At 60.5% G+C, this 21,958-nt stretch carries 18 protein-coding genes and 1 tRNA gene; 13 read left to right on the top strand and 6 right to left on the bottom strand.

The features are described from left to right. Window positions 1-157 precede the first annotated feature (157 nt). A tRNA-Arg gene (locus CYD26_RS09915) sits at window positions 158-234 on the bottom strand. A gap of 339 nt (window positions 235-573) precedes the next feature. Here CYD26_RS09915 and gabD point away from each other — a divergent pair. The 3 genes from gabD (at window position 574) to CYD26_RS09900 (ending at window position 4,832) form a co-directional block, all read left to right on the top strand. After that, on the top strand, window positions 574-2,016 hold the full coding sequence (gene gabD / locus CYD26_RS09910; protein WP_065761378.1) for an NADP-dependent succinate-semialdehyde dehydrogenase: 1,443 nt from the start codon (window positions 574-576) through the stop codon (window positions 2,014-2,016). A 186-nt stretch (window positions 2,017-2,202) separates the two neighbouring features. Then, window positions 2,203-3,486, top strand: coding sequence for a 4-aminobutyrate--2-oxoglutarate transaminase (gene gabT / locus CYD26_RS09905; RefSeq protein ID WP_102052501.1), 1,284 nt, complete (start codon window positions 2,203-2,205; stop codon window positions 3,484-3,486). Between the two features lie 137 nt (window positions 3,487-3,623). Next, window positions 3,624-4,832, top strand: a complete 1,209-nt coding sequence (locus tag CYD26_RS09900; RefSeq protein ID WP_102052500.1) for a response regulator — start codon at window positions 3,624-3,626, stop codon at window positions 4,830-4,832. Window positions 4,833-4,870: 38 nt separating this feature from the next. Here CYD26_RS09900 and CYD26_RS09895 read toward each other — a convergent pair whose 3' ends face one another. Together CYD26_RS09895 and desA are read right to left on the bottom strand one after the other, a co-directional pair. Further along, window positions 4,871-5,860, bottom strand: a complete 990-nt coding sequence (locus CYD26_RS09895; protein ID WP_102052499.1) for a sensor domain-containing diguanylate cyclase — start codon at window positions 5,858-5,860, stop codon at window positions 4,871-4,873. A 138-nt stretch (window positions 5,861-5,998) separates the two neighbouring features. Next, window positions 5,999-7,183 (bottom strand): delta-9 fatty acid desaturase DesA, encoded by a 1,185-nt coding sequence (desA, locus tag CYD26_RS09890; protein ID WP_099776284.1) that lies wholly within the window; start codon window positions 7,181-7,183, stop codon window positions 5,999-6,001. Between the two features lie 151 nt (window positions 7,184-7,334). Here desA and dibA point away from each other — a divergent pair, with 151 nt between their 5' ends. From dibA to CYD26_RS09840, 10 genes are all read left to right on the top strand, one after another. Beyond that, on the top strand, window positions 7,335-9,227 hold the full coding sequence (gene dibA / locus CYD26_RS09885) for a phosphodiesterase DibA (RefSeq protein WP_102052498.1): 1,893 nt from the start codon (window positions 7,335-7,337) through the stop codon (window positions 9,225-9,227). A gap of 212 nt (window positions 9,228-9,439) precedes the next feature. Next, complete coding sequence (gene oscA / locus CYD26_RS09880) at window positions 9,440-9,622, top strand: sulfur starvation response protein OscA (protein ID WP_065761641.1); 183 nt, start codon at window positions 9,440-9,442, stop codon at window positions 9,620-9,622. Window positions 9,623-9,679: 57 nt separating this feature from the next. Continuing rightward, entirely contained in the window at window positions 9,680-10,687 is a 1,008-nt protein-coding gene (locus CYD26_RS09875; RefSeq protein ID WP_102052497.1) for a sulfate ABC transporter substrate-binding protein, read from the top strand. Window positions 10,688-10,774: 87 nt separating this feature from the next. Further along, window positions 10,775-11,593 (top strand): sulfate ABC transporter permease subunit CysT, encoded by an 819-nt coding sequence (gene cysT, locus CYD26_RS09870; protein ID WP_099776278.1) that lies wholly within the window; start codon window positions 10,775-10,777, stop codon window positions 11,591-11,593. A 14-nt stretch (window positions 11,594-11,607) separates the two neighbouring features. Continuing rightward, window positions 11,608-12,480 carry a sulfate ABC transporter permease subunit CysW gene (cysW, locus tag CYD26_RS09865; RefSeq protein WP_102052496.1) on the top strand — a complete coding sequence of 291 codons (873 nt, stop codon included), beginning with the start codon at window positions 11,608-11,610 and terminating at the stop codon, window positions 12,478-12,480. A gap of 3 nt (window positions 12,481-12,483) precedes the next feature. Further along, on the top strand, window positions 12,484-13,473 hold the full coding sequence (locus CYD26_RS09860; RefSeq protein WP_065761645.1) for a sulfate/molybdate ABC transporter ATP-binding protein: 990 nt from the start codon (window positions 12,484-12,486) through the stop codon (window positions 13,471-13,473). 198 nt (window positions 13,474-13,671) lie between these two features. Further along, entirely contained in the window at window positions 13,672-14,253 is a 582-nt protein-coding gene (locus tag CYD26_RS09855; protein ID WP_158240127.1) for an alpha/beta hydrolase, read from the top strand. Between the two features lie 65 nt (window positions 14,254-14,318). Next, window positions 14,319-15,170, top strand: a complete 852-nt coding sequence (locus tag CYD26_RS09850) for a sigma 54-interacting transcriptional regulator (protein WP_065761647.1) — start codon at window positions 14,319-14,321, stop codon at window positions 15,168-15,170. 152 nt (window positions 15,171-15,322) lie between these two features. After that, window positions 15,323-16,108, top strand: coding sequence for a MetQ/NlpA family ABC transporter substrate-binding protein (locus tag CYD26_RS09845; protein WP_102052495.1), 786 nt, complete (start codon window positions 15,323-15,325; stop codon window positions 16,106-16,108). A gap of 611 nt (window positions 16,109-16,719) precedes the next feature. Beyond that, window positions 16,720-17,124 (top strand): flagellar basal body-associated protein FliL, encoded by a 405-nt coding sequence (locus CYD26_RS09840; protein WP_065760044.1) that lies wholly within the window; start codon window positions 16,720-16,722, stop codon window positions 17,122-17,124. Here the strand turns inward: CYD26_RS09840 and CYD26_RS09835 are convergent, their stop codons facing one another. Genes CYD26_RS09835 through CYD26_RS09825 form a run of 3 tightly spaced genes read right to left on the bottom strand, consistent with a single transcriptional unit; the run spans window position 17,125 to window position 21,928 of the window. Then, window positions 17,125-18,243 (bottom strand): ABC transporter permease, encoded by a 1,119-nt coding sequence (locus CYD26_RS09835; RefSeq protein WP_065760045.1) that lies wholly within the window; start codon window positions 18,241-18,243, stop codon window positions 17,125-17,127. After that, the gene (rbbA, locus tag CYD26_RS09830; RefSeq protein WP_102052494.1) at window positions 18,243-20,966 is read right to left on the bottom strand and encodes a ribosome-associated ATPase/putative transporter RbbA; all 2,724 of its coding nucleotides are present in this window, start codon (window positions 20,964-20,966) and stop codon (window positions 18,243-18,245) included. Before rbbA ends, CYD26_RS09835 begins: the two co-directional genes overlap by 1 nt. Further along, complete coding sequence (locus CYD26_RS09825) at window positions 20,963-21,928, bottom strand: HlyD family secretion protein (RefSeq protein ID WP_102052493.1); 966 nt, start codon at window positions 21,926-21,928, stop codon at window positions 20,963-20,965. The genes rbbA and CYD26_RS09825 overlap by 4 nt, the downstream gene beginning before the upstream one ends. Window positions 21,929-21,958: the final 30 nt, after the last annotated feature.

The raw sequence follows: 21,958 nt of genomic DNA, 5'->3' as shown, positions 1-21,958 counted from the left end.
AAGCCATTAGTGTCTAGCAGCGCCCTGCAGATAAGGGCAGTGGTCAAAATGCTGTCGCTTCATTCCGAGTGCCAATTTGGATGGGCACAGAATGGACACATTTTGGACACATGAAAAACAAAAGGCCCTAGGTTTTCACCTAAGGCCTTGTTTTATATGGCGCACTCGGCGGGATTCGAACCCACGACCCCTGCCTTCGGAGGGCAGTACTCTATCCAGCTGAGCTACGAGTGCAACGCGGGCGCCATGATACCCATCTCACCTGTCGGCGTCCATCGTCAGAATCTGTAGTCGATTTCGCACACTGAAGGGGCTATAAGTGACGTTGATCCGAAAAAAGGTTCTTTGAGCAGCTTTTTGTTCTTTTTTTCGAACAGCCTATTGTCCTTTAACCCCTTTAATCCTAGGATTCGTTTGAGATTTCAAACGCTCTTGCGTGGTGCCTGATCCTGCGACGGTGGTTTCGTGGGCTGGCCCGGTGTGTGAATTCCTGACGGCAGCCCCACCTGAGGGCTCCTTTTTTACAATCAACAATTCGCTCCGTGTGCGCACGGTGCTGTTAAGGACGCCGACATGCAGCTTAAAGACGCCCAGTTGTTCCGCCAGCAAGCCTATATCGATGGTATCTGGCTGGACGCGGACAACGGTCAGACGATCAAGGTGAACAACCCGGCAACGGGCGAAATCATCGGCACCGTGCCGAAGATGGGCGCCGCCGAGACCCGCCGTGCCATTGAGGCCGCCGACAAGGCGCTGCCAGCCTGGCGCGCACTGACCGCCAAAGAGCGCGCTGGCAAGCTGCGTCGTTGGTTTGAATTGATGATTGAGCACCAGGATGACCTGGCGCGTCTGATGACCACCGAGCAGGGCAAGCCACTGGCCGAAGCCAAGGGCGAGATCGCCTATGCCGCTTCCTTCATCGAGTGGTTCGCTGAAGAAGCCAAGCGCGTTTACGGCGACACCATTCCTGGCCATCAGCCAGACAAGCGCCTGATCGTTATCAAGCAGCCAATCGGTGTTACTGCCGCGATCACCCCGTGGAACTTCCCGGCGGCGATGATCACCCGTAAAGCCGGCCCAGCCCTGGCCGCTGGTTGCACCATGGTGCTCAAGCCTGCTTCGCAGACCCCTTACTCGGCCCTGGCCCTGGTTGAGCTGGCGCACCGTGCCGGCATTCCGCAAGGCGTGCTGAGCGTGGTGACCGGCAGCGCTGGCGACATCGGCAGCGAGCTGACCGGCAACCCGATCGTGCGCAAGCTGTCGTTCACCGGCTCGACCGAAATCGGTCGCCAGCTGATGGCCGAATGCGCCAAGGACATCAAGAAGGTTTCCCTGGAACTGGGCGGTAACGCACCGTTCATCGTGTTCGACGACGCAGACCTGGATAAGGCCGTTGAAGGCGCGATCATCTCCAAGTACCGCAACAACGGCCAGACCTGTGTCTGCGCTAACCGTATCTACGTGCAGGATGGTGTCTACGATGCCTTCGCCGAGAAGCTGCGTGCAGCGGTCGCCAAACTGAAGATCGGCAACGGTCTGGAAGAAGGCACCACCACTGGCCCGCTGATCGACCACAAGGCTGTGGCCAAGGTCCAGGAGCACATTGCTGACGCCGTTAGCAAAGGCGCCAAGGTACTGACCGGTGGCAAGCTGATCGAGGGCAACTTCTTCGAGCCGACCGTACTGGTCGACGTACCGAAGACGGCTGCTGTGGCCAAGGAAGAAACCTTTGGCCCGCTGGCACCGCTGTTCCGTTTCAAGGACGAAGCTGAAGTCATCGCCATGTCCAACGACACCGAATTCGGCCTGGCCTCGTACTTCTATGCCCGCGACATGAGCCGTGTGTTCCGTGTTGCTGAAGCGCTGGAATACGGCATGGTCGGTATCAACACCGGTTTGATCTCCAACGAAGTCGCACCGTTCGGCGGCATCAAGGCTTCGGGCCTGGGCCGTGAAGGCTCCAAGTACGGCATCGAGGACTACCTGGAAATCAAATACCTGTGCATCAGCGTTTGATCGCCGGTTAACGTTTTACCTCTGCCAGCGAGGCGCGAGAGTGACGCCTCGCTGGCCTTTTTAGACACAAGCCGATACCTGGCGCCCCGGATCCTGTAGCAGTCGATCAGCGCATGCTGTGGCAGTTGAACCCCGGTCGCCCAAGCCTTGAAACTACGCCACTGTGTGGCGAATGAGGACATGTTCATGAGCAACAAGACCAACGAATCCTTGATGCAACGCCGTGTAGCCGCCGTCCCACGCGGTGTTGGCCAGATCCACCCAATCTTCGCTGACAGCGCGAAGAACGCCACTGTTACCGACGTTGAAGGTCGCGAGTTCATCGACTTCGCTGGCGGTATCGCGGTACTGAACACCGGTCACGTGCACCCGAAAGTCATCGCCGCTGTTGAAAAACAGCTGCACAAGCTGACTCACACCTGCTTCCAGGTACTGGCCTACGAGCCGTACGTTGAAGTGTGCGAGAAGATCAACGCCAAGGTTCCAGGCGACTTCGCCAAGAAAACCCTGCTGGTCACCACCGGTTCCGAAGCCGTTGAGAACGCCGTGAAGATCGCCCGTGCTGCCACTGGCCGTACCGGCGTGATCGCGTTCACCGGCGCGTACCACGGTCGTACCATGATGACCCTGGGCCTGACCGGTAAAGTCGTGCCTTACTCGGCTGGTATGGGCCTGATGCCAGGCGGCATCTTCCGTGCACTGTACCCATGCGCACTGCACGGTGTGAGCGTCGACGATTCGATCGCCAGCATCGAGCGCATCTTCAAGAACGACGCTGAGCCAAAAGACATCGCCGCGATCATCATCGAGCCAGTACAGGGCGAAGGTGGTTTCTACGTTGCGCCTAAAGAGTTCATGAAGCGTCTGCGCGCCCTGTGCGACCAGCACGGCATCCTGATGATCGCTGACGAAGTACAGACCGGCGCTGGCCGTACTGGCACCTTCTTCGCGATGGAGCAGATGGGTGTTGCCCCAGACCTGACCACCTTCGCCAAATCCATCGCTGGTGGTTTCCCACTGGCCGGTGTTTGCGGCAAGGCCGAATACATGGACGCTATCGCTCCAGGCGGCCTGGGCGGCACCTATGCCGGTAGCCCGATCGCATGTGCCGCTGCTCTGGCCGTGATGGAAGTGTTCGAAGAAGAGAAACTGCTGGAGCGCAGCAACGCTGTTGGCGAGCGCCTGGTTGCTGGCCTGCGCAAGATTCAGGACAAGTACCCAGTGATCGGTGACGTGCGTGCCCTGGGTTCGATGATCGCCGTTGAAGTCTTCGAAGGTAAGGACTCCCACACGCCAAACCCTGCTGCCGTTGCTCAGGTTGTAGCCAAGGCACGCGACAAGGGCCTGATCCTGCTGTCGTGCGGCACCTACGGCAACGTCCTGCGTATCCTGGTTCCGCTGACCGCGCCAGACGCACAGTTGGACAAAGGCCTGGCAATCATTGAAGAGTGCTTCGCCGAACTCGCGTAAACTGTGACGCGCTAAAGAAAAACCCGCTTCGGCGGGTTTTTTTTATGCCAAAGGAATGGGCGGCGTACTAAGGTAGCCAGCAATGGACATCTTGGAGGGTGCAGTGGATTGCATGCAGACGTTTTCAGGAGAACCGTATGACTGTTGCAGATTCACCCGGCCAGCCCTGTGTGTTGATCGCCGAAGGCGACCCATGGGTACGAGACATGCTGACTCAGGTGTTGCTGGATGTGCGCTGTGATGCGTCCCTGCAGGTGTGCGCTGATGGTCATGAGGCGCTCTCTGCGCTGGCCAGCCAGCCTGACCTGATCATTGCCTCGCGTGAATTGCCCGGGCTGGATGGTCTTGACCTGCTGCGCTCGGTGCGTGCCAAGCGCCGTCAGCCGCCGTTGCCGTTCATTTTGTTGAGTAGCCGTAGCGACAGTGCCAGTGTGCGAGAGGCCTTGCCGCTGGCGCCTACCGCGTACATGAGCAAACCCTTGAACATGGATTCGCTGCGTCAGCGTCTGGAGCAGTTGTTGCTTTCGGCCGGTGCGCCAGTTGCCTGTTCTGTGCCGTCGCTGCCAGCCAGCATGACATTGACGCGTTTTCTTGAGGACCGCCGCGCTACCGCTGACGGTGGCCCGCTGCTGGCCGATGTTCAGAAAGCGGTCAAGCGCAGTCTGAAGGCACCGGGTTTGAACCTGAAGGTCCTGGAGGAAGAGATCCGCACCGATCCGCAGATCACCGCCGTGTTGATTGCAGCTGCCAACAGCGCTGCGGTGCATCATGACGGGCAGGTACAGTCCTTGTTGCAGGCCCTGAACAAACTGGGCTCGACCCAGAGCATGAACCTGATTCTCGGCCTTGCGCTCAAGCGCAGCGCCAAGCTCGATGATCCACTGCTGTCTGGCTATGCCGAGCGTTACTGGGCGCTGTCGTTGCATACGGCAGAGTATGCCCGCACCCTGGCGCGCATCCTTGAACTGGATGAGGAACGCTGTTACTGCGCAGGTTTGCTCCATTGCCTGGGTGAGTTGGCGGTGTTGCGCTGTATGCAGGAATGGCGCCTGGCCGGTGGTGAGCTGGACGAAGCCAGTGTCGAACTGGCCCTGTCGCAATCAGCGGCGGCCTATGGCTCGGCACTGCGTACACGCTGGCGCCTGCCGCTGGAACTGCGTGAGTTGATCGCGGGGGTGTACCACCTTGGCGGTGGGGTCTACTCGCGGGAAGCCTTGGTCATGAACCTGGTCGGGCAACTGGTGCACTTGCCCGCCGAGACATCGCTGGACGCCATCGCCGAGAGCAAGGCAGCACGCCTGCTCAAGGTTGGCGCAAGCGAGTTGAGGCGTTTGCGCAAGGGGTGAGTGCCTGATTGCTGTCGTCTGCGCTGGCGCGCCAGCGCTCAGCCTAGAACAATCTGGTTCTTGCCTTGTCGCTTGGCCTGGTACATCGCCGCATCGGCACGGGCGAACAGGCTGTCGAGGGTTTTGTCGGTATCGACAATGCCGGTCAGCCCTTGGCTGACGGTTACCCCGAAGGTTTGATCTTCGTGACTGAAGCTCAGGCGTTGGATCTCGCGTTGCAAGCGCTCGGCAATGTGCTGCGCCATTTCCGGCGTGCAGTCAGGGAATATCGCCGCGAACTCTTCGCCGCCGATTCGTCCGAACAGATCACCGCGGCGCAGGACGGCTTTGCCGCTGTCTGCGATGCGCAGCAGCACCTGGTCGCCGGTCGGGTGGCCATAGGTATCGTTTATCTGTTTGAAGTCATCAATGTCCAGCAGCAGGAAGCACAGGGCGGTGTCATCCTGGCGGGCCTTTGCAAAGGCGCTGCGGGCACAGTCGAAGAAGTGCCGGCGATTGCTGCTCTGGGTCAGCACGTCGGTCGTCGCCAGGCGTTGCAGTTCACCTTCAAGCTGCTTTTTTTCGGTGATGTCTTCGGCGATACCAACCACGATTACCCGTTGATCGCCGTCAGTCTGTTGGTTGATGAAGCACTTGTCACTGAGCCAGCGAAGCTGGCCGTCGGCTGTCAGGATGCGGTACTCGCGGTTTTCCACGGCGCCTTTGACCAGTACTTCGGCAAGGCTGCGTTCGGCGTACTCCAGATCTTCCGGGAAAACGCTGTTGCGCCACGCGTTGTAGTCGGCCAACAGCAAGTTGGCGGGGCGACCGAAAATACGCTCGTACGCCGGGCTGACGTAGAGCACCTTGCGGCTTTCCCAGTCAAAGGCCCAGAGCACGGCATTGACGCTGTCGAGCAGCGAGCTGAACAGCTGTTCGCGTTCGCTCAGGCGAGCCACTTCACCTTGTGCATGCATCAGGTCCAGCAGGGTCTGAGCGGCCTCGGGCGGTGGGTGTTGGGGCATGGAGGTGGGCGTATGCTTGACCATTGGCGCGCAGCTTCTCAAAAGGCAAGGGCGTGCGGCCACGACCCGGCCCGCCACGCGGACGATATGCTTGTAAGAGCTGGAAAGTGTGCTGAAGTTCCGGTCGGCGCGCCCTTGGGAAGGGCGCGCCGATCAACGGCATCAGGCCAGGGCGGGGCGTAGCGAGTAGGTTTTCAACTGGGCAGCGAATTCGCGTAGCGACTGGATGCCGCTGGCTTCGGCTTCATGTACCCAGTCCTTTATTGCGGCCAGCATGTCATGGCCGTTCGCGCTGGTGCGAGCCCAGATCTGTTGCAGTGCCAGACGCTTTTCATAGATGGTGCGTAGTGTCTGGCTGTGCTCGAGCATGCTCTGGATGTGCAGGTGATGGCGGTCTTCCAGCAGGCTGGTTTCACGAGACAGCAAGCGCTTGGCGCGGCGGAACTGATGACGCACCGAGCCGTCGACCCGTGCCAGCTCCTGTTTGACCAACGGACCAATCACCAGCTTGCGGTACTGCGCCATGATCTGGAAACGGTTGTTGAGGATGGCCATGGCGGTGTCCATGTCCAGTTGGCCCTTGCCTGCAACCCGGTGGGCGATGGGCGCGACACGTTGCACCTTGGCCAGCCCCAACAGGCTGAACAGCTTGATCCAGGCCCAACCCATGTCGAATTCCCAGCGTTTGACCGAGAGCTTGGCCGAATTCGGGTAGGTGTGGTGGTTGTTGTGCAGTTCTTCGCCACCAATGATGATGCCCCACGGCACCAGGTTGGTCGCGGCGTCGCGGCACTCGAAGTTGCGGTAGCCGACAGCATGGCCAAGGCCGTTGACCACGCCGGCGGCCCAGAACGGAATCCACATCATCTGCACGGCCCAGATGGTGATGCCGATGGTGCCGAACAGCAGCAGGTCGATGATTGCCATCAGGGCGATGCCGCCCAGCTTGTAGCGCGAGTAGAGGTTGCGCTCGATCCAGTCCTCTGGGCAGTTCTTGCCATAGATACGCAGGGTTTCCGGATTGCGTGCCTCTTCCCGGTAGAGTTCGGCCCCTTTGCGCATCACCGTGGACAGGCCCTTTACGACCGGGCTGTGCGGGTCGTCGACGGTTTCGCACTTGGCGTGGTGCTTGCGGTGGACGGCGGTCCACTCACGGGTGTTCTGTGCGGTGGTCAGCCACAGCCAGAAACGGAAGAAATGCTTGAGCCCGGCGTTGAGTTCCAGCGCGCGGTGAGCGGAATAGCGGTGCAGATAAACCGTGACGCTGACAATGGTCACGTGGGTCATCAGCAGCGTGACTGCCAGCAGTTGCCAAGCGGATAAATCGAGTAAACCGTTGTACCACATAGCCGGGTTGGCCCTCGTAAAGCGAAGAAAACAGCAGGTGACATTATCCTTCGCAACATAAATAAAACCAGTCGGCCTTTTTGATAGACGGTCGCTGGATGTTTCTGTCCTATAATGCGCCAACTTTTGATCTGGGCTGCCCAAACACACTATGTCTGTTTCTGCACGAGATGCCCTGCGCACGGCTGCGCTCTACCTGGTGTTATCAGTCCTGTGGCTTGGGCTGTCTGACCAAATATTAAGCAGTCTTTTCGATGATCCTGCCCAGTTATTGCACTGGCAGATGGTCAACGCCCTTGTGTGGGTGTTCTGCAGCACCCTGTTGATCTTCTATTCGCGTGTACGCCTGCTGAAGTTTATCGGCGTCGGGGCACGTCTGCGTCGCGAAGACCGGGAGCGCCTGCGAATGGCCGCGGCAGTCTTCGACAGCACCCTTGAGGGGGTACTGGTGACCAATCGCCAGGGCTTGATCGTGCATGTAAACCGCGCGTTCATGCGGATCACGGGCTACCAGAAAGAGGAAGTGATCGGTCATCGGCCGAACAAGTTCAAGTCGGGTCGACATGGTTCGCAGTTCTACCAGGAGATGTTCGCGGCCCTCGCGCAAAAGGGCGAGTGGAGCGGCGAAATCTGGAACCGACGTAAAAGCGGCGAGGTCTACCCGCAGTGGCAAACCATTTGCGCGATTCTCGACGATAGCGGTTTTGTAAGCCACTATGTCGCTGTTTTCAGCGATATTAGCGCAATCAAGCACACGGAGCGCGAGCTGGCCTACCTGGCGCATCACGACCCGTTGACCAGCCTGCCCAATCGCCTGCTGTTCAATGACCGTACCGCCCAGGCGCTGGCGGCGGCGCAAGCCAACAAGCGCGGATGCGCCCTGTTGCTGCTCGACCTCGATCACTTCCAGAGTATCAACGACAGCCTGGGGCACAATATTGGTGACCAGTTGCTCAAGTCTGTTGGTGAACGCCTCAAGGGCGTGATCGGCGAAGGGGTGACGCTGGCGCGCCTGGGGGGCGATGAGTTCGCGGTATTGCTGGAGAACTGCTCACAACTTGGCCAGGCGGCGGTGATGGCGCAGAGCATCATCGACGGCATGAAGGCACCCATTGAGCTGGACAACCATCGTCTGTTCATCAGTGTCAGTATCGGTATCAGTCTGTTCCCCGGTGATGCACTCAGTGCCGAGCAGTTGCTGCGCAATGCCGACTCGGCCCTGTTCAAGGCCAAGGGCAATGGTCGTGCAGGTTATGCGCTGTACACCGAAGAGCTGACCGCCCACGCTCAGCAGCGGGTAGAAACCGCCGCCGAATTGCGTCGGGCGCTGGAGCAGGAAGAGCTGCGGGTGTACTACCAGCCGGTGCACGACCTGAGCAGTGGGCGGATGATCGGTGTCGAGGCGTTGGTACGCTGGCAGCATCCGCAACGCGGCCTGGTGCCGCCGGGAGAGTTCATCCCGATTGCCGAGCGCACGGGTTTGATCTCCGATATCGACACCTGGGTCATGCGCCAGGCCTGCCTGCAGATGGTCCAATGGCAGCGCGAGGGCAAGACCCTGGACTTTGTTGCGGTGAACGTTTCCAGCCGTTTGTTCGTGCACCGTGACCTTTACCAGTATGTCGCCCAGGTGCTGCACGAAACCCAGCTGGCGCCTGCCTTTCTGGAGCTTGAAGTGACCGAAAGTGCGGTCATGGAAGAGCCTGAGGTGGCGCTTGAGCAACTGCATCGCTTGCGTGAGCTTGGCTTGCGCCTGGCCATCGATGACTTTGGTACGGGCTATTCCTCGCTGCTGCGCCTCAAGCGCCTGCCGGTGCAGAAGCTGAAGATCGACCAGGGCTTTGTGGCCGGTTTGCCGAGTGACGAAGACGACATGGCGATTGTCCGGGTAATCATTGCATTGGCTCGAAGCATGGGTATGCAGATCCAGGCTGAAGGCATCGAGCATGCCGAGCAGTCGCAATGTCTGCTGGAGCAGCAGTGTGACCTGGGGCAGGGCTATTGGTATGGCCGTCCGGTTCCGGCGCAGCAAGTGCGTTGGTAAACCCTGTGCATCGCCGGCAAGGCCGGCTCCTGCATGCGTTGCAGCACCCCTAGGAGCCAGCCGCGCTGGCGATAAGCACTAACAGTTATATAAAAATTCTTAAATAGTATTTTTAAGAATATTCAGCCCTCTCTAAGATTGCCCTCAAGCCAGCGCAGTCGCTTACATCCCCTGCTACTGCACGGCACCCTTTAGCCACAGGAGTACGGGTTATGAGCGCATCGTTGCGTAGCGTTGATGGACAGGACGAAGCCACCATTCTGCGGGAGATCCAGAGCGCGCTGCGCGATCTGCGGTTCGGCGCGGTGGAGATCACTGTTCATAACGCCCAAGTCGTCCAGATCGAACGCAAGGAAAAATTCCGGTTGCAGAACGCCAGCAACAAGGCGAGCTGAAGCCTCGTAGCAACCTGCCAACACATTAGAAGAAAAGCCAACGTCAGGAGCTTCACCATGTCCATTCGCCGTTATGCTCTGGCTGCTCTCGCCAGTGCCGTTTTTGCCGGTTCCGCCATCGCCAAGGACTACGAGCTGCTGAACGTGTCCTACGATCCGACCCGTGAGCTGTACCAGCAGTACAACGCCGAGTTCATCAAGCACTGGCAGCAGGCTCACCCGGACGACAAGGTGAAGATCCAGCAGTCCCACGGCGGTTCGGGCAAACAGGCTCGCGCGGTCATCGATGGCCTGCGCGCCGACGTGGTCACCCTGGCCCTGGCGGGCGACATCGATGAAGTCGCCAAGCTGGGCAAAGGCTTGCCGGAGAACTGGCAGACCCGCCTGCCGGACGCCAGTACCCCTTACACCTCGACCATCGTTTTCCTGGTACGCAAGGGCAACCCCAAAGGCATCAAGGACTGGGGCGACCTGATCAAGAAAGACGTGTCGGTGATTACCCCGAACCCGAAAACCTCCGGGGGGGCGCGTTGGAACTTTCTTGCTGCCTGGGCCTACGGCCTGAAAGCCGGTGGCAGTGAAGCCAAGGCGCAGGAGTATGTGACGGAGCTGTTCAAGCATGTGCCTGTGCTGGACACCGGTGCCCGTGGCTCGACCATTACCTTCGTCAACAATGGCCAGGGTGACGTGCTGCTGGCCTGGGAGAACGAGGCGTTTCTGGCATTGAAGGAAGATGGCGGCAGCGACAAGTTCGAGATTGTCGTACCGTCCCTGTCGATCCTGGCTGAGCCGCCAGTTGCCGTGGTCGACAAGAATGCCGAGAAAAAAGGCAACGAGGCCATTGCCCAGGAGTATCTCAAGTACCTGTACAGCCCGGCCGGGCAGAAGATCGCCGCAGAGAACTTCTATCGTCCGCGTGATGTGAAGGTGGCGGCCGAGTATGCCAAACAGTTCCCGAAATTGGATCTGGTAACTATCGACAAAGATTTCGGTGGCTGGAAAACTGCGCAGCCCAAGTTCTTCAACGATGGCGGGGTGTTCGATCAGATCTACACGGCGCAGTGAGTGGTCACCGCCAGGATGAAAGCCGTTCAGTAGCCAGCATGGGCCCGGGATTCGTTCCGGGCTTACTGCGTTCAACCAAGGACCTTTATGTCACGTCGTATCTCCCCCGTCATACCCGGCTTCGGGCTGACGCTGGGCTACACCTTGGTGTACCTCAGCCTGATTGTGCTCATACCGCTGGGGGCGATGTTCGTCCATGCCTCCCAGCTTACGTGGGAGCAGTTCTGGGCCATCGTCAGTGCTCCGCGCGTGCTGGCGGCGCTCAAGCTCAGTTTTGGCACTGCGTTGTACGCTGCCCTAATCAACGGCCTGATCGGTACGCTGCTGGCCTGGGTGCTGGTGCGCTACACCTTTCCGGGGCGCAAGATCATTGATGCAATGATCGACTTACCGTTTGCCCTGCCAACGGCCGTTGCCGGTATTGCCTTGACCGCACTGTATGCGCCGACCGGGTTGGTCGGTCAGTTCGCCACCGACCTGGGCTTCAAGATCGCCTACACGCCGCTGGGTATTACCCTGGCACTGACCTTCGTCACCTTGCCGTTTGTGGTGCGTACGGTGCAGCCGGTGCTGGCCGACATTCCGCGGGAAGTCGAAGAGGCCGCGGCCTGCCTTGGCGCCAAACCCTTGCAGGTGTTCCGTTATGTATTGGCGCCCGCGCTGCTGCCCGCTTGGCTGACCGGCTTTGCCCTGGCCTTTGCCCGAGGCGTCGGTGAATACGGATCGGTGATTTTCATCGCCGGCAACATGCCGATGAAAACCGAGATCCTGCCGTTGTTGATCATGGTCAAACTGGACCAGTACGACTACACCGGTGCTACCGCTATCGGCGTGTTGATGCTGGTGGTTTCCTTCATTCTGCTGCTGCTGATCAACTTGTTGCAGCGGCGCATCGAAACCCCGTGAAGGAGGCTTTGTCCATGTCTACCTCTTCCCTTGGCGCAGCCGCTTCGGCCAATGCCGCTCGCCGTGGCAGTGCAGTTTCACGACGGGTGCTGATCGGTTTTGGCTGGCTGATCTTTGCCGTGTTCCTGTTGTTGCCATTGTTCATCGTGGTGTCCCAAGGCCTGAAAATGGGCCTGGGTACGTTTTTCAGTGCGATCTTTGAGCCCGATGCCCTCTCGGCATTGAAACTGACCCTGATTGCCGTGGCCATCTCGGTGCCGCTGAACCTGGTGTTTGGTGTCAGCGCGGCCTGGTGCGTCAGTAAGTACAACTTTCGTGGCAAAAGCATCCTGGTGACGCTGATCGACCTGCCGTTCTCGGTGTCCCCGGTTATCGCCGGCCTGGTCTACGTGTTGATGTTCGGTGCCCAGGGCCTGTTCGGGCCGTGGTTGCAGGAGCACGATATTCAGATCGTCTTTGCGTTGCCGGGGATTGTCCTGGCGACCATCTTCGTAACCGTCCCCTTCGTGGCCCGTGAGCTGATCCCGCTGATGCAGGAGCAGGGTACCCAGGAAGAAGAAGCGGCGCGCCTGTTGGGCGCCAACGGTTGGCAGATGTTTTGGCACGTGACCTTGCCGAACATCAAGTGGGGCCTGATTTACGGTGTGGTGCTGTGTACTGCGCGAGCCATGGGCGAGTTCGGTGCGGTGTCGGTGGTCTCGGGGCACATTCGTGGGGTGACCAACACCCTGCCGCTGCATGTCGAGATCCTCTACAACGAGTACAACCATGTCGCGGCCTTCAGCGTGGCCAGCCTGTTGCTGATCCTGGCGCTCTTCATCCTGCTGCTCAAGCAGTGGAGCGAGTCCCGCATTAACCGTCTGCGCCACAACGCAGCGGAGGAATAATTCATGTCGATCGAAGTTCGTAACGTCAGCAAGCGCTTCAACGCTTTCCAGGCTCTGGACAGCATCAACCTGGATATCCACAGCGGCGAGCTGGTGGCATTGCTTGGCCCCTCCGGCTGCGGCAAGACCACGCTGCTGCGCATTATCGCCGGGCTGGAAACCCCGGATCAGGGCAGCATCGTTTTCCATGGCGAGGACGTCTCCGGCCACGACGTGCGCGACCGTAACGTCGGCTTCGTGTTCCAGCACTATGCGCTGTTCCGCCACATGAGCGTGTTCGACAACGTCGCCTTCGGCCTGCGCATGAAGCCCAAGGCCGAGCGCCCGAGCGAGAGCAAGATCGCCGAGAAAGTTCACGAACTGTTGAACATGGTTCAACTCGACTGGCTTGCAGACCGCTACCCCGAGCAATTGTCCGGTGGCCAGCGCCAACGTATTGCCCTGGCTCGCGCCCTGGCAGTAGAGCCCAAGGTATTGCTGCTCGACGAGCCCTTCGGCGCCCTGGATGCCAAGGTGCGCAAGGAGCTGCGCCGCTGGCTGGCGCGGCTGCACGAAGACATCAACCTGACCTCGGTGTTCGTGACCCACGACCAGGAAGAGGCCATGGAAGTCGCGGACCGTATCGTGGTGATGAACAAGGGCGTGATCGAGCAGATCGGCTCGCCGGGGGATGTCTACGAGCACCCGGCCAGCGACTTTGTTTATCACTTCCTGGGCGATTCCAACCGGTTGCACCTGAGCGAAGGTCATCACGTGCTGTTCCGGCCGCACGAAGTGTCGTTGTCGCGCCATGAGATGGAAGGCCACCACGTCGCTGAAGTGCGGGACATCCGCCCCTTGGGTGCGACGACCCGGGTCACCCTCAAGGTCGAGGGGCAGAGCGAGTTGATTGAAGCCGAAGTGGTCAAGGATCACGACAGCCTGACCGGGCTGGTGCGTGGCGAGACCTTGTTCTTCAAGCCGAAGGTTTGGCAGAAAGTCGCGAACATCTAACCGTACGCGAGCGTTTCAGGGGCCGTTCCTTGGCAGGGTGCGGCCCCTTTTTTATTGCGCTCCAGTGCTCACCGGAGCGTCCAGATTGTCACGCGAAGTATTGGTTTTGGTTATTACCAAATAGCTTCTTATTCCTTTACGAATATAACCCTCGCCCTATACTGGTCCTCAAGCACGCAAGCCTGCAGGAGGCGTCCCATGTCCAACACGTCGATTCGTTACCTGATAGTGCCGGGTTGGCAGGGTTCGCCAGAGGATCACTGGCAGAGTTACTGGCAACAAAGCTTGCCCAATAGTGCCCGGGTCGAACAGGCTGACTGGTTGACGCCACGGCGTGAAGACTGGGTGGCGGCGCTGGAGCAGGCTATCGCGGCTGATGCAGCGCCGGTCATTCTGATTGCCCACAGCCTGGGCTGCATCACTGTCGCCCATTGGGCGGCGCAGGCCAGTGCCAACCTGTTGCGCCGGGTGCGTGGTGCCCTGCTGGTGGCGCCGGCGGATGTCGAGCGCCCTACCTGTGCGCCGGCCTTGCGCAACTTCGCGCCGATCACGCAACAGGTATTGCCATTCCCTTGCCAGGTGGTCGGCTCCGACAACGACCCGGCGGCCAGCGCTCCACGGGTGATGCAACTGGCCCGGGCCTGGGGGGCTGAAGCGGGGATTCTCTCCGGCGCCGGTCACATCAACGTGAAGTCCGGGCATCGTCGCTGGGAACAAGGGTTTGCTTACCTGTATCGCCTGCAGAGCCGGTTGGAACAAGGCGCCTTGCGCCGCGCCTGATCCCAAGGCGTTAACCACTTCTATCTGAAACGCCTGGTCGCCTGGTGGCCGGGCGGGAGTTTGCCATGCCTATTCATGACACCCACGGCCAGCCGTTGCTGACCTTTCCTGAACTGGACAAGAGCCCGCTCAGTATTCGCGCCAAGGCGCTGGTGTTCGTTGACCCTCGCTCACGCCAGTTGCGTGAGGAACTGGAGCAGCTTGCACCGCTGGGCCTGCCGGTATTGATTCGCGGCGAAACCGGTACCGGCAAGGAGTTGTTGGCGCGGCAGATCCACCGGGCCAGTGATCGCAGCGGGTTGTTCGTTTCGGTGAACTGCGCAGCCATCAGCCCGACCTACGCCGATGCTGAATTGTTTGGCTACAGTGCGGGCGCTCATAGTGGGACCGCCAGTAGCCGGGCCGGTTGGTTCGGCTCGGCCAATGGCGGCACCTTGTACCTGGATGAGATCGCCGATTTACCGTTGCCGATTCAGGTCAAGTTACTGGCCGCGCTGGAGACGCGAGAAGTCACCCGCGTTGGCGCGCAGCAACCGAACCCGGTGGACGTGCGCCTGGTGGCGGCCTCAAGCATCGACCTGGCATTGGCGGTGCGTGCGGGCAAGTTCCATGAGCGGCTCTATCACTACCTGCATGAGGGGCATTTGACCCTGCCGGCCTTGCGCGAGCGGGTGGGAGACATCTTGCCGTTGGCCGAGTACTTCGTCGGTATCTACAGCCAGCGGCTGAACGTGCCGGTTCCGCTGATCAGTGAGGCGGCACAGCGCGTACTGGAGGCGCATTGCTGGCCGGGCAATACCCGTGAGCTGGAAAACGTTATCCACTTTGCCTTGCTGGTGAGCACTGGTGACGAGATCCTGCCAGAGCACCTGAGCTTGCCGGCGTTCATCGTTGCGGATACTCGGGCGCAGGGTTAAAGAGCGGCTTCTCGAAATGGAATAAGCCTCTAAATAAAAGGTATTGTTCTGGAATAAAAAATCTCGGTATTGTCCACCTCACGCCAGTCTTCAATGACGGGCATCTTCTTTTCGCCGTCGTCTGATGGCCATGATTCGAATAAGGACTGTGCATGAAAAAGGTTCTGCTGTTCACTGCTCTGGCGACTGCGCTGTCGGTAGCCGGCTTTGCCCAAGCGGCTGAAAAACTGGTCGTCGCGGCTACCCCGGTACCCCACGCCGAGATCCTTGAGCTGATCAAGCCAACGCTGGCCAAGGAAGGTGTGGATCTGGAGATCAAGGTGTTCACCGACTATGTGCAGCCTAACGTTCAGGTCGACCAGAAGCGCCTGGATGCCAACTACTTCCAGACCCTGCCGTACCTGAAGAACTTCAACGAAGGCAAAGGGACTCACCTGGAAACGGTGATCGGCGTTCACGTCGAACCGTTCGGTGGCTACTCGAAGAAGGTCAAGAGCCTCTCCGAGCTCAAGGACGATGCAACCGTTGCGATCCCGAACGAGGGCAGCAACAGCGGTCGTGCCCTGCTGCTGTTGCAGAAGGCGGGTCTGATCACCCTGAAAGATCCGAAGAATGCCCTGGCTACGCCGAAAGACATCGCCGAGAACCCGAAGAAACTCAAGTTCCGCGAGCTTGAATCGGCCATGCTGCCGCGTGTGCTGGACCAGGTCGACCTGGACATGATCAACACCAACTATGCGCTGGAAGCCGGTCTGAACCCGGCCAAAGATGCGCTGGTCATCGAAGGCAGCGACTCGCCTTACGTGAACTTCCTGGTCGCCCGTCCAGACAACAAGGACAGCGCCGCTATCCAGAAGCTGGCCAAAGCCCTGACCAGCCCTGAAGTGAAAGCGTTCATCGAGAAGAAATACCAGGGTGCGGTACTGCCAGCGTTCTGATACGCCCAGCGCCTGCCGGGCGCATTGCTCTTGCGCGGTGCTTGCATCGCGGGCAAGCCCGCTCCCACAGAAAATACGGTGGTCTGCGCGGATCGCTGCAGGAGTTGGCTTGCCAACGATGCAGGCGCCGCGCACTCACTGGCACTGCGCCGAAGCCATCGCAGGCAAACCTGCTCACACGACCTCCCGCTAACCTGAAACGCCGACGCAGATGCCTGGGTCGGCGTTTTTTTATGCGTGTCGGTCTTCGCTGGCAACGGCCCTGTGCAGCGCGATAAGCAGCTTGAGCAGGTCGTTGGGGCCAAGGGCAGGCAGTGGGGTTGGGCGAGTCATGGTCGTCTTCCTTGTCAGTTAGGACACGCGGGTCAGGCGATTGGAGGGCGCGTTTCAAGGAAAGATCCCGACGCTGGCAAGGATTTGTTCAGTTGGCCGTCAGGGGATGTGCCATTTGCACCGCCGGGCTATTCCTTTGCGTGTGCTGGCCGATAAGTGTAGAAGGGCAGGTTTGGGGTCAACGAGCATGGCCCGGCTTGATAGGCTGGCATAAGCCCGCGCTTGGGTTTGCCAAAAGCGCTGGTTATGCTGGCGCCAACTGTTTGAGGAGTGAATTCGTGAAAGCGTGGATCGTGATGCTGGTGGCCCTGATGCTGCCTGCGGCCGCTATGGCCGAGGAGTCCAAGGAAGATGCACCGAAAGTGGCCTACATCTCTCTGACGCCGCCCTTTGTTGGCAACTATGCCCTCGACGGTGGGCCGAAGCTGCACGTGTACAAGGCTGATGTTGCCCTGCGGGTGACCGGTGAAGCCGCAGCGGCAGCGGTCAAGCACCATGAGCCGTTGATCCGCAACCAGCTCGTTGCACTGTTTACCCAGCAGAACCTGGAGAGCATGAGCAATGTCGAGTCCAAGGAAAAGCTGCGTCAGGAAGCGCTGAAGCAGGTCCAGCAGGTGCTCAATGACGAAGAGGGCAAGCCGATCGTCGAGGACCTGCTGTTCAACAACCTGATCGTGCAGTAATCAGGAGGTCAGGGTTCGTCTGAAGCGCGCCAACGCGATGCTGAAGAACAACAGGCCGATCGCGCCGAGCGCGAGCAGGTCTGGCCAGACTACGTCGACGCCGGCATCGCGGAACAGGATGGCGGCGGCGAGGCTGACGAAGTGGGTCGACGGTGAGCCCTGCATGACCCACTGCAGCCACTGCGGCATGCTGTCCAGCGGTGTGCTGCCGCCCGAGAGCAACAGCATCGGGATAATCACCGGGATCGCCAACAAGCCGAACTGCGGGGTCGAACGGGCCAGCGTGGCGAGGAAAATCCCCAAGGCGGTACTGGCGAACAGATAGAGCGCGGTCACTGCCAGGAACAGCCCGAGCGAACCTGCCAGCGGTACACCCAGTGCGCCTTTGACCACCACCTCCAGCGATACCCAGGTGCACAGCACCACCACCAGCGCGTTGCTGCCAATTTTCGCCAGCATGATTTCCAGTGCGGTCAATGGCAATACCAGCAGGTGGTCGAGGGTGCCGTGCTCGCGCTCACGAAGCAGCGCTGTGCCGGTCAGGATGATCGCCAGGATGGTGATGTTGTTGACGATCTGGATCACCGCCAGGAACCAGCCACCTTCCAGGTTGGTGTTGAACAACGCCCGATTGGTCAGCAGGGCCGGTGCACGCTCGACGCTTGAGTCGGGGTTGGCGTAGTCGAGCAACTCGCGCTCAAAGATCCGCCCGATGTAGCCAGCCCCCATGAACGCCTGGCTCATGGCGGTGGCGTCAACATTGATCTGCAGTTCCGGTGAGCGCCCCGCGAGCAGGTCGGTCTGGAAGTTCACCGGAATGTTGATCACGAACGTGTACTGACCGTTGTCCAGAACCTGGTCGATCCGGTCATAGGACAGGGCGGTGGCTGTCTGGAACTCGGGAGGTTGCAGGGCCTGGGTGAGTTTGCGCGAGATCAGGCTGTGGTCTTCGTCGACCACGGCGACGCTGGCGTTGTGCACGCCAATCACGGAACCCGCCGCCGGCATGTAGATGGCCACACTGAAGGCATAGAGGAGGAACAGCAACAGCACGCTGTCATGGCGCAGGCTGGTGAGCTCTTTGAGCCCCAGGCGCAGAATGTGGGCAAGGCGATGCATCAGGCCTCCTGCTTTTTCAACATGGCCAAGCTCAAGCCCGTGAAGGCGAGGAAGAACCCCAGCAGGGCCAGGCATTGCGGCCACAGCTCGCGCAGGCTCAGGGCCTTGGTGAAGGTGCCGACGGCGATGTCGAGGAAGTAGCCGGCGGGGAACAGTTGCCCCATCACCGCTGCTGTGCCTTCGAGTGACGAGCGTGGCACGATCAACCCGGAGAACTGAATGGTGGGCAGGCTGGTGATGATCATGGTGCCGAGGATCGCGGCGATCTGGGTGCGGGTGAACGCGGAGATCAGCATCCCCATGCTGGTGGTCGCCAGCAGGTAGAGCACGCCACCGCACGCCAGTGCGAAGGCGCTACCCTTGAACGGCACGCCGAACAGCCAGCGGTTCATCGCCACCAGCAGTGCCAGGTTGATCAGGCTGACGATCAGATAAGGCACCTGCTTGCCGAGCAGGAATTCCAGGCGTGTCAGGGGTGTGGCATAGAAGTTGGTAATCGAGCCCAGCTCCTTCTCCCGGACGATACCCAGCGCGGTCAGCATGGCCGGGATGAAGGCCAGAATCAGCGCCATGACGCCGGGGCCGATGGCGTTCACGCTGACGACATCCTGGTTGTAGCGAAAGCGTGTTTCCAGGTTTACCAGTGGCTGCGCCGGCTGAGCGGCACTGCTCAAGGACGCCAGTAATGCCAGGTTGCCCTGATGCACGGCTTCGACATAGTTCCGACTGGTTTCGGCGCGAAACGGCATGCCACCGTCGAGCCAGGCGGCTACGGTCGGCTGGCGACCGGCGTACAGGTCGCGACCAAAGCCCGGCGGTATCTCCAGCGCCAGCTTGATCTCGGAACGCTGCAGGCGCCGGTGCATTTGCCCCAGGTCGGTTATCGGTGCTTGCTCATCGAAGTAGCGCGAGCCACGAAACGCTTCCAGGTAGGCGCGGCTTTGCGGGCTTTGGTCCTGGTCATAGACCGCAAAGGCGAGGTTCTCGACGTCCAGCGAGATCCCGAAACCAAAGATCACCATCATGAACAGTGCGCCGAGCAAGGCAAACGCCAGGCGTACCTTGTCCCGCAGTAGCTCCTTGCCCTCGCGGTTCGCCAGGGCGAACAGGCGCTTGAGGCTGAAGCCTCGGCGCTGGCGCAGTAACGTCGGCGCGGCGGCCGTGTTCAGCGGGGTGTCAGTGGCAGGCGCCTCCACTGGGCCCTGGGCCTGTTCCAGGCAGCGCACGAAGGCGTCTTCCAGGGTTTCGCCGGCGAACTGGGTCTGCAGCGCTGAGGGCGTATCGCAGGCCAGTACCTGGCCGGCGTGCATCAACGAAATGCGGTCGCAGCGTTGTGCCTCGTTCATGAAGTGGGTGGAGAGGAAGATGGTCACGCCCTGTTCCCGTGACAGCTCGATCAGCAGGCGCCAGAAGTCGTCACGGGCGGCGGGATCGACTCCCGAGGTCGGTTCGTCGAGGATCAGCACTTCCGGCCGGTGCAGTACCGCCACTGCGAGCGAAAGCCGTTGGCGAATCCCCAGGGGAAGCGCGCCGGATTGTTGGTCGGCCACGCTGTTCAGATCGAAACGCTGGATCAGTTCGGCGATGCGCGGACGGCTTTCGGCGTTGGGCAAGTCAAACAGGCGTGCGTGCAGCTCAAGGTTTTGCCGCACACTCAGCTCGCCGTACAGGGAAAAGCTCTGCGACATGAAACCGACCCGTTTGCGGGTGGCCAGGTCGCTGGCATCCACGGGGCGCCCGAGCAGGCTGGCGCTGCCTTCGCTGGCGGGCATCAGGCCGGTCAGGACCTTCATGGTGGTGGTTTTACCGCACCCGTTGGAGCCAAGAAAGCCGAAGATCTCGCCACGACCAATGGCGAAGCTGACCTTGTTGACCGCGGTGAAGTCGCCAAAGCGCAGGGTCAGTTCATGGGCTTCGATAGCGATTTCGGCGTTGCTGTCGGCCCGTGGTGGTATGTGCAAGGGTTGCCCGCTGCGCTTGCTGTCACCCTGAAAGTGAGTAAAGGCGTCGTCGAGCTTGTCGCTGGGGGTAACGGCAGCCAGTTCCCGGCTGGGCCCGGCGGCGATCAGGCGTCCGCGGTCGAGCATCAGGCAATGCTCGAACTGCTCGGCTTCTTCCATGTAGGCCGTGGCGACCAGCAGGGTCAGTTGCGGGCGCTCGTGGCGCACCTGCTCGACCAGTTCCCAAAAGCGCCGCCGTGACAACGGGTCGACGCCTGTGGTCGGTTCGTCGAGGATCAACAAGTCGGGGTCATGGATCAGCGCGCAGCACAGCCCGAGCTTTTGTTTCATGCCGCCCGAGAGCTTGCCGGCGGGGCGGTCGGCGAAACGCACCAGGTCAGTGGCCAGCAGCAGCTCGTGCATGCGTCGCTCGCATTCCGCGCGGGGCAGGCCGAACAGGGTAGCGAAGAAGCTGATGTTTTCGCGTATCGACAGGTCCGGGTAGAGGTTGTTGCCCAGCCCTTGGGGCATGAAGGCGATGCGTGAGTACAGGCTGCGGCGATGGCGACGCTCGTCGATCGAGCCGTCGAGCACCTGTAGCGTGCCGGTCTGCAGCTTTTTCACCCCGGCAATCAACCCGAGCAGGCTGGACTTGCCCGCCCCATCGGGGCCTATCAGACCGCAACGGGTGCCGGCTGGCAGCTCGAAGTCGATGCCCTGCAGGGCCACTACGGTGCCGTAGCGATGGCTGATGCCCTTGGCGTGCAGCGCCAGCGCATTCATTGCAGGTTGGCCGGCCAGTCCACGGGGGCCGTGCGTACATAGCCGGCCCCCGGCATACCGGGTTTGGCTTGAGGCAGGGCGCTAGGGTCGGTCAGGCGCAGTTTTACCCGGAACACCAGCTTCTGGCGTTCGTCACGGGTTTCCACTTGCTTGGGGGTGAACTGAGCCTTGGCCGCGACAAAGGTGATCTTGGCCGGCAGGGCTTTGTCGGGCAGGGCATCGAGTACGATCCGTGCCTGATCGCCCATGGTCAGTTTGCCGGCGGTCGAAGCCGGCAGGTAGAGGTTCATGTACTGATCGTTGGGGTCGATCAGCAGGAGTACACGTCCGCCCGCCGGCAGCACCTCGCCGGGTTCGGCCAAGCGTAACTGGATCACCCCATCGATGGGGGCGCGCAGACTGCTGTCGTCAATTTCGCTGGTCAACTGTTCGACCTGTGCCTGCGCCGCACCAATGGCCGCATTGATAGCCGCCAGTTGTGCACGAGCGGCGACCACCGCCGAGCTGCTGGTGTCGAAGCGTGCCTGTTGCTGATCGAGCAGTTGCTGGCTGGCGTACTTGCGCTGGAACAGTTCACGACTGCGCCGCAGCTCCTGGCTGGCAAGCAGCAATTCGCTCTGACGCAACTGCACGTTGGCCTGGGCCGCGGCGTAGTTCTCCTTGGCGCGCAGCACTTCCGCTTCGGCCTGGGTACGTTGAGCTTCGAGGGTGCGGGTGTCGATGCGGGCCAGCAATTGTCCCTGCTTCACGCTGTCGCCTTCATCGGCCAGCACTTCGGCCAGGCGCCCGGGAACCTTGCTGGCGATCTGCACCTCGGTGGCTTCAAGCCGACCGTTGCCTTGGCTCAGGCCTTCGGGCAGGCGATCATGCAGTGATTTCCAGTAGCCCAAGCCCCCCGCGGCCACGAGCAGAGCAATCAGGGCAGCGGCGAAAAGTCTTGGTGTGTGTTGGCTAAGCGACATTGTTCAAGCATCCTGCGGCAATGACGTCAG

The sequence above is a fragment of the Pseudomonas sp. FFUP_PS_473 genome (genome assembly GCF_002858665.1).
In the GTDB taxonomy this organism is placed as follows: Bacteria; Pseudomonadota; Gammaproteobacteria; order Pseudomonadales; family Pseudomonadaceae; genus Aquipseudomonas; species Aquipseudomonas defluvii.
Note: the sequence above shows the minus strand (reverse complement) of the source record. Positions and strands in the feature narration are given on the sequence as shown.

Bases quoted from the DNA above. Each gene is read 5' to 3' on its own strand.
- CYD26_RS09835 (WP_065760045.1), bottom strand. From the start codon at position 18,243: ATGCATCGCCTTGCCCACATTCTGCGCCTGGGGCTCAAAGAGCTCACC.
- rbbA (WP_102052494.1), bottom strand. From the start codon at position 20,966: ATGAATGCGCTGGCGCTGCACGCCAAGGGCATCAGCCATCGCTACGGC.
- CYD26_RS09850 (WP_065761647.1), top strand. From the start codon at position 14,319: ATGCCTATTCATGACACCCACGGCCAGCCGTTGCTGACCTTTCCTGAA.
- CYD26_RS09855 (WP_158240127.1), top strand. From the start codon at position 13,672: ATGTCCAACACGTCGATTCGTTACCTGATAGTGCCGGGTTGGCAGGGT.
- cysT (WP_099776278.1), top strand. From the start codon at position 10,775: ATGTCACGTCGTATCTCCCCCGTCATACCCGGCTTCGGGCTGACGCTG.
- dibA (WP_102052498.1), top strand. From the start codon at position 7,335: ATGTCTGTTTCTGCACGAGATGCCCTGCGCACGGCTGCGCTCTACCTG.
- CYD26_RS09900 (WP_102052500.1), top strand. From the start codon at position 3,624: ATGACTGTTGCAGATTCACCCGGCCAGCCCTGTGTGTTGATCGCCGAA.
- cysW (WP_102052496.1), top strand. From the start codon at position 11,608: ATGTCTACCTCTTCCCTTGGCGCAGCCGCTTCGGCCAATGCCGCTCGC.
- CYD26_RS09895 (WP_102052499.1), bottom strand. From the start codon at position 5,860: ATGGTCAAGCATACGCCCACCTCCATGCCCCAACACCCACCGCCCGAG.
- CYD26_RS09875 (WP_102052497.1), top strand. From the start codon at position 9,680: ATGTCCATTCGCCGTTATGCTCTGGCTGCTCTCGCCAGTGCCGTTTTT.
- gabT (WP_102052501.1), top strand. From the start codon at position 2,203: ATGAGCAACAAGACCAACGAATCCTTGATGCAACGCCGTGTAGCCGCC.
- CYD26_RS09860 (WP_065761645.1), top strand. From the start codon at position 12,484: ATGTCGATCGAAGTTCGTAACGTCAGCAAGCGCTTCAACGCTTTCCAG.
- gabD (WP_065761378.1), top strand. From the start codon at position 574: ATGCAGCTTAAAGACGCCCAGTTGTTCCGCCAGCAAGCCTATATCGAT.
- oscA (WP_065761641.1), top strand. From the start codon at position 9,440: ATGAGCGCATCGTTGCGTAGCGTTGATGGACAGGACGAAGCCACCATT.
- CYD26_RS09825 (WP_102052493.1), bottom strand. From the start codon at position 21,928: ATGTCGCTTAGCCAACACACACCAAGACTTTTCGCCGCTGCCCTGATT.
- desA (WP_099776284.1), bottom strand. From the start codon at position 7,183: ATGTGGTACAACGGTTTACTCGATTTATCCGCTTGGCAACTGCTGGCA.
- CYD26_RS09845 (WP_102052495.1), top strand. From the start codon at position 15,323: ATGAAAAAGGTTCTGCTGTTCACTGCTCTGGCGACTGCGCTGTCGGTA.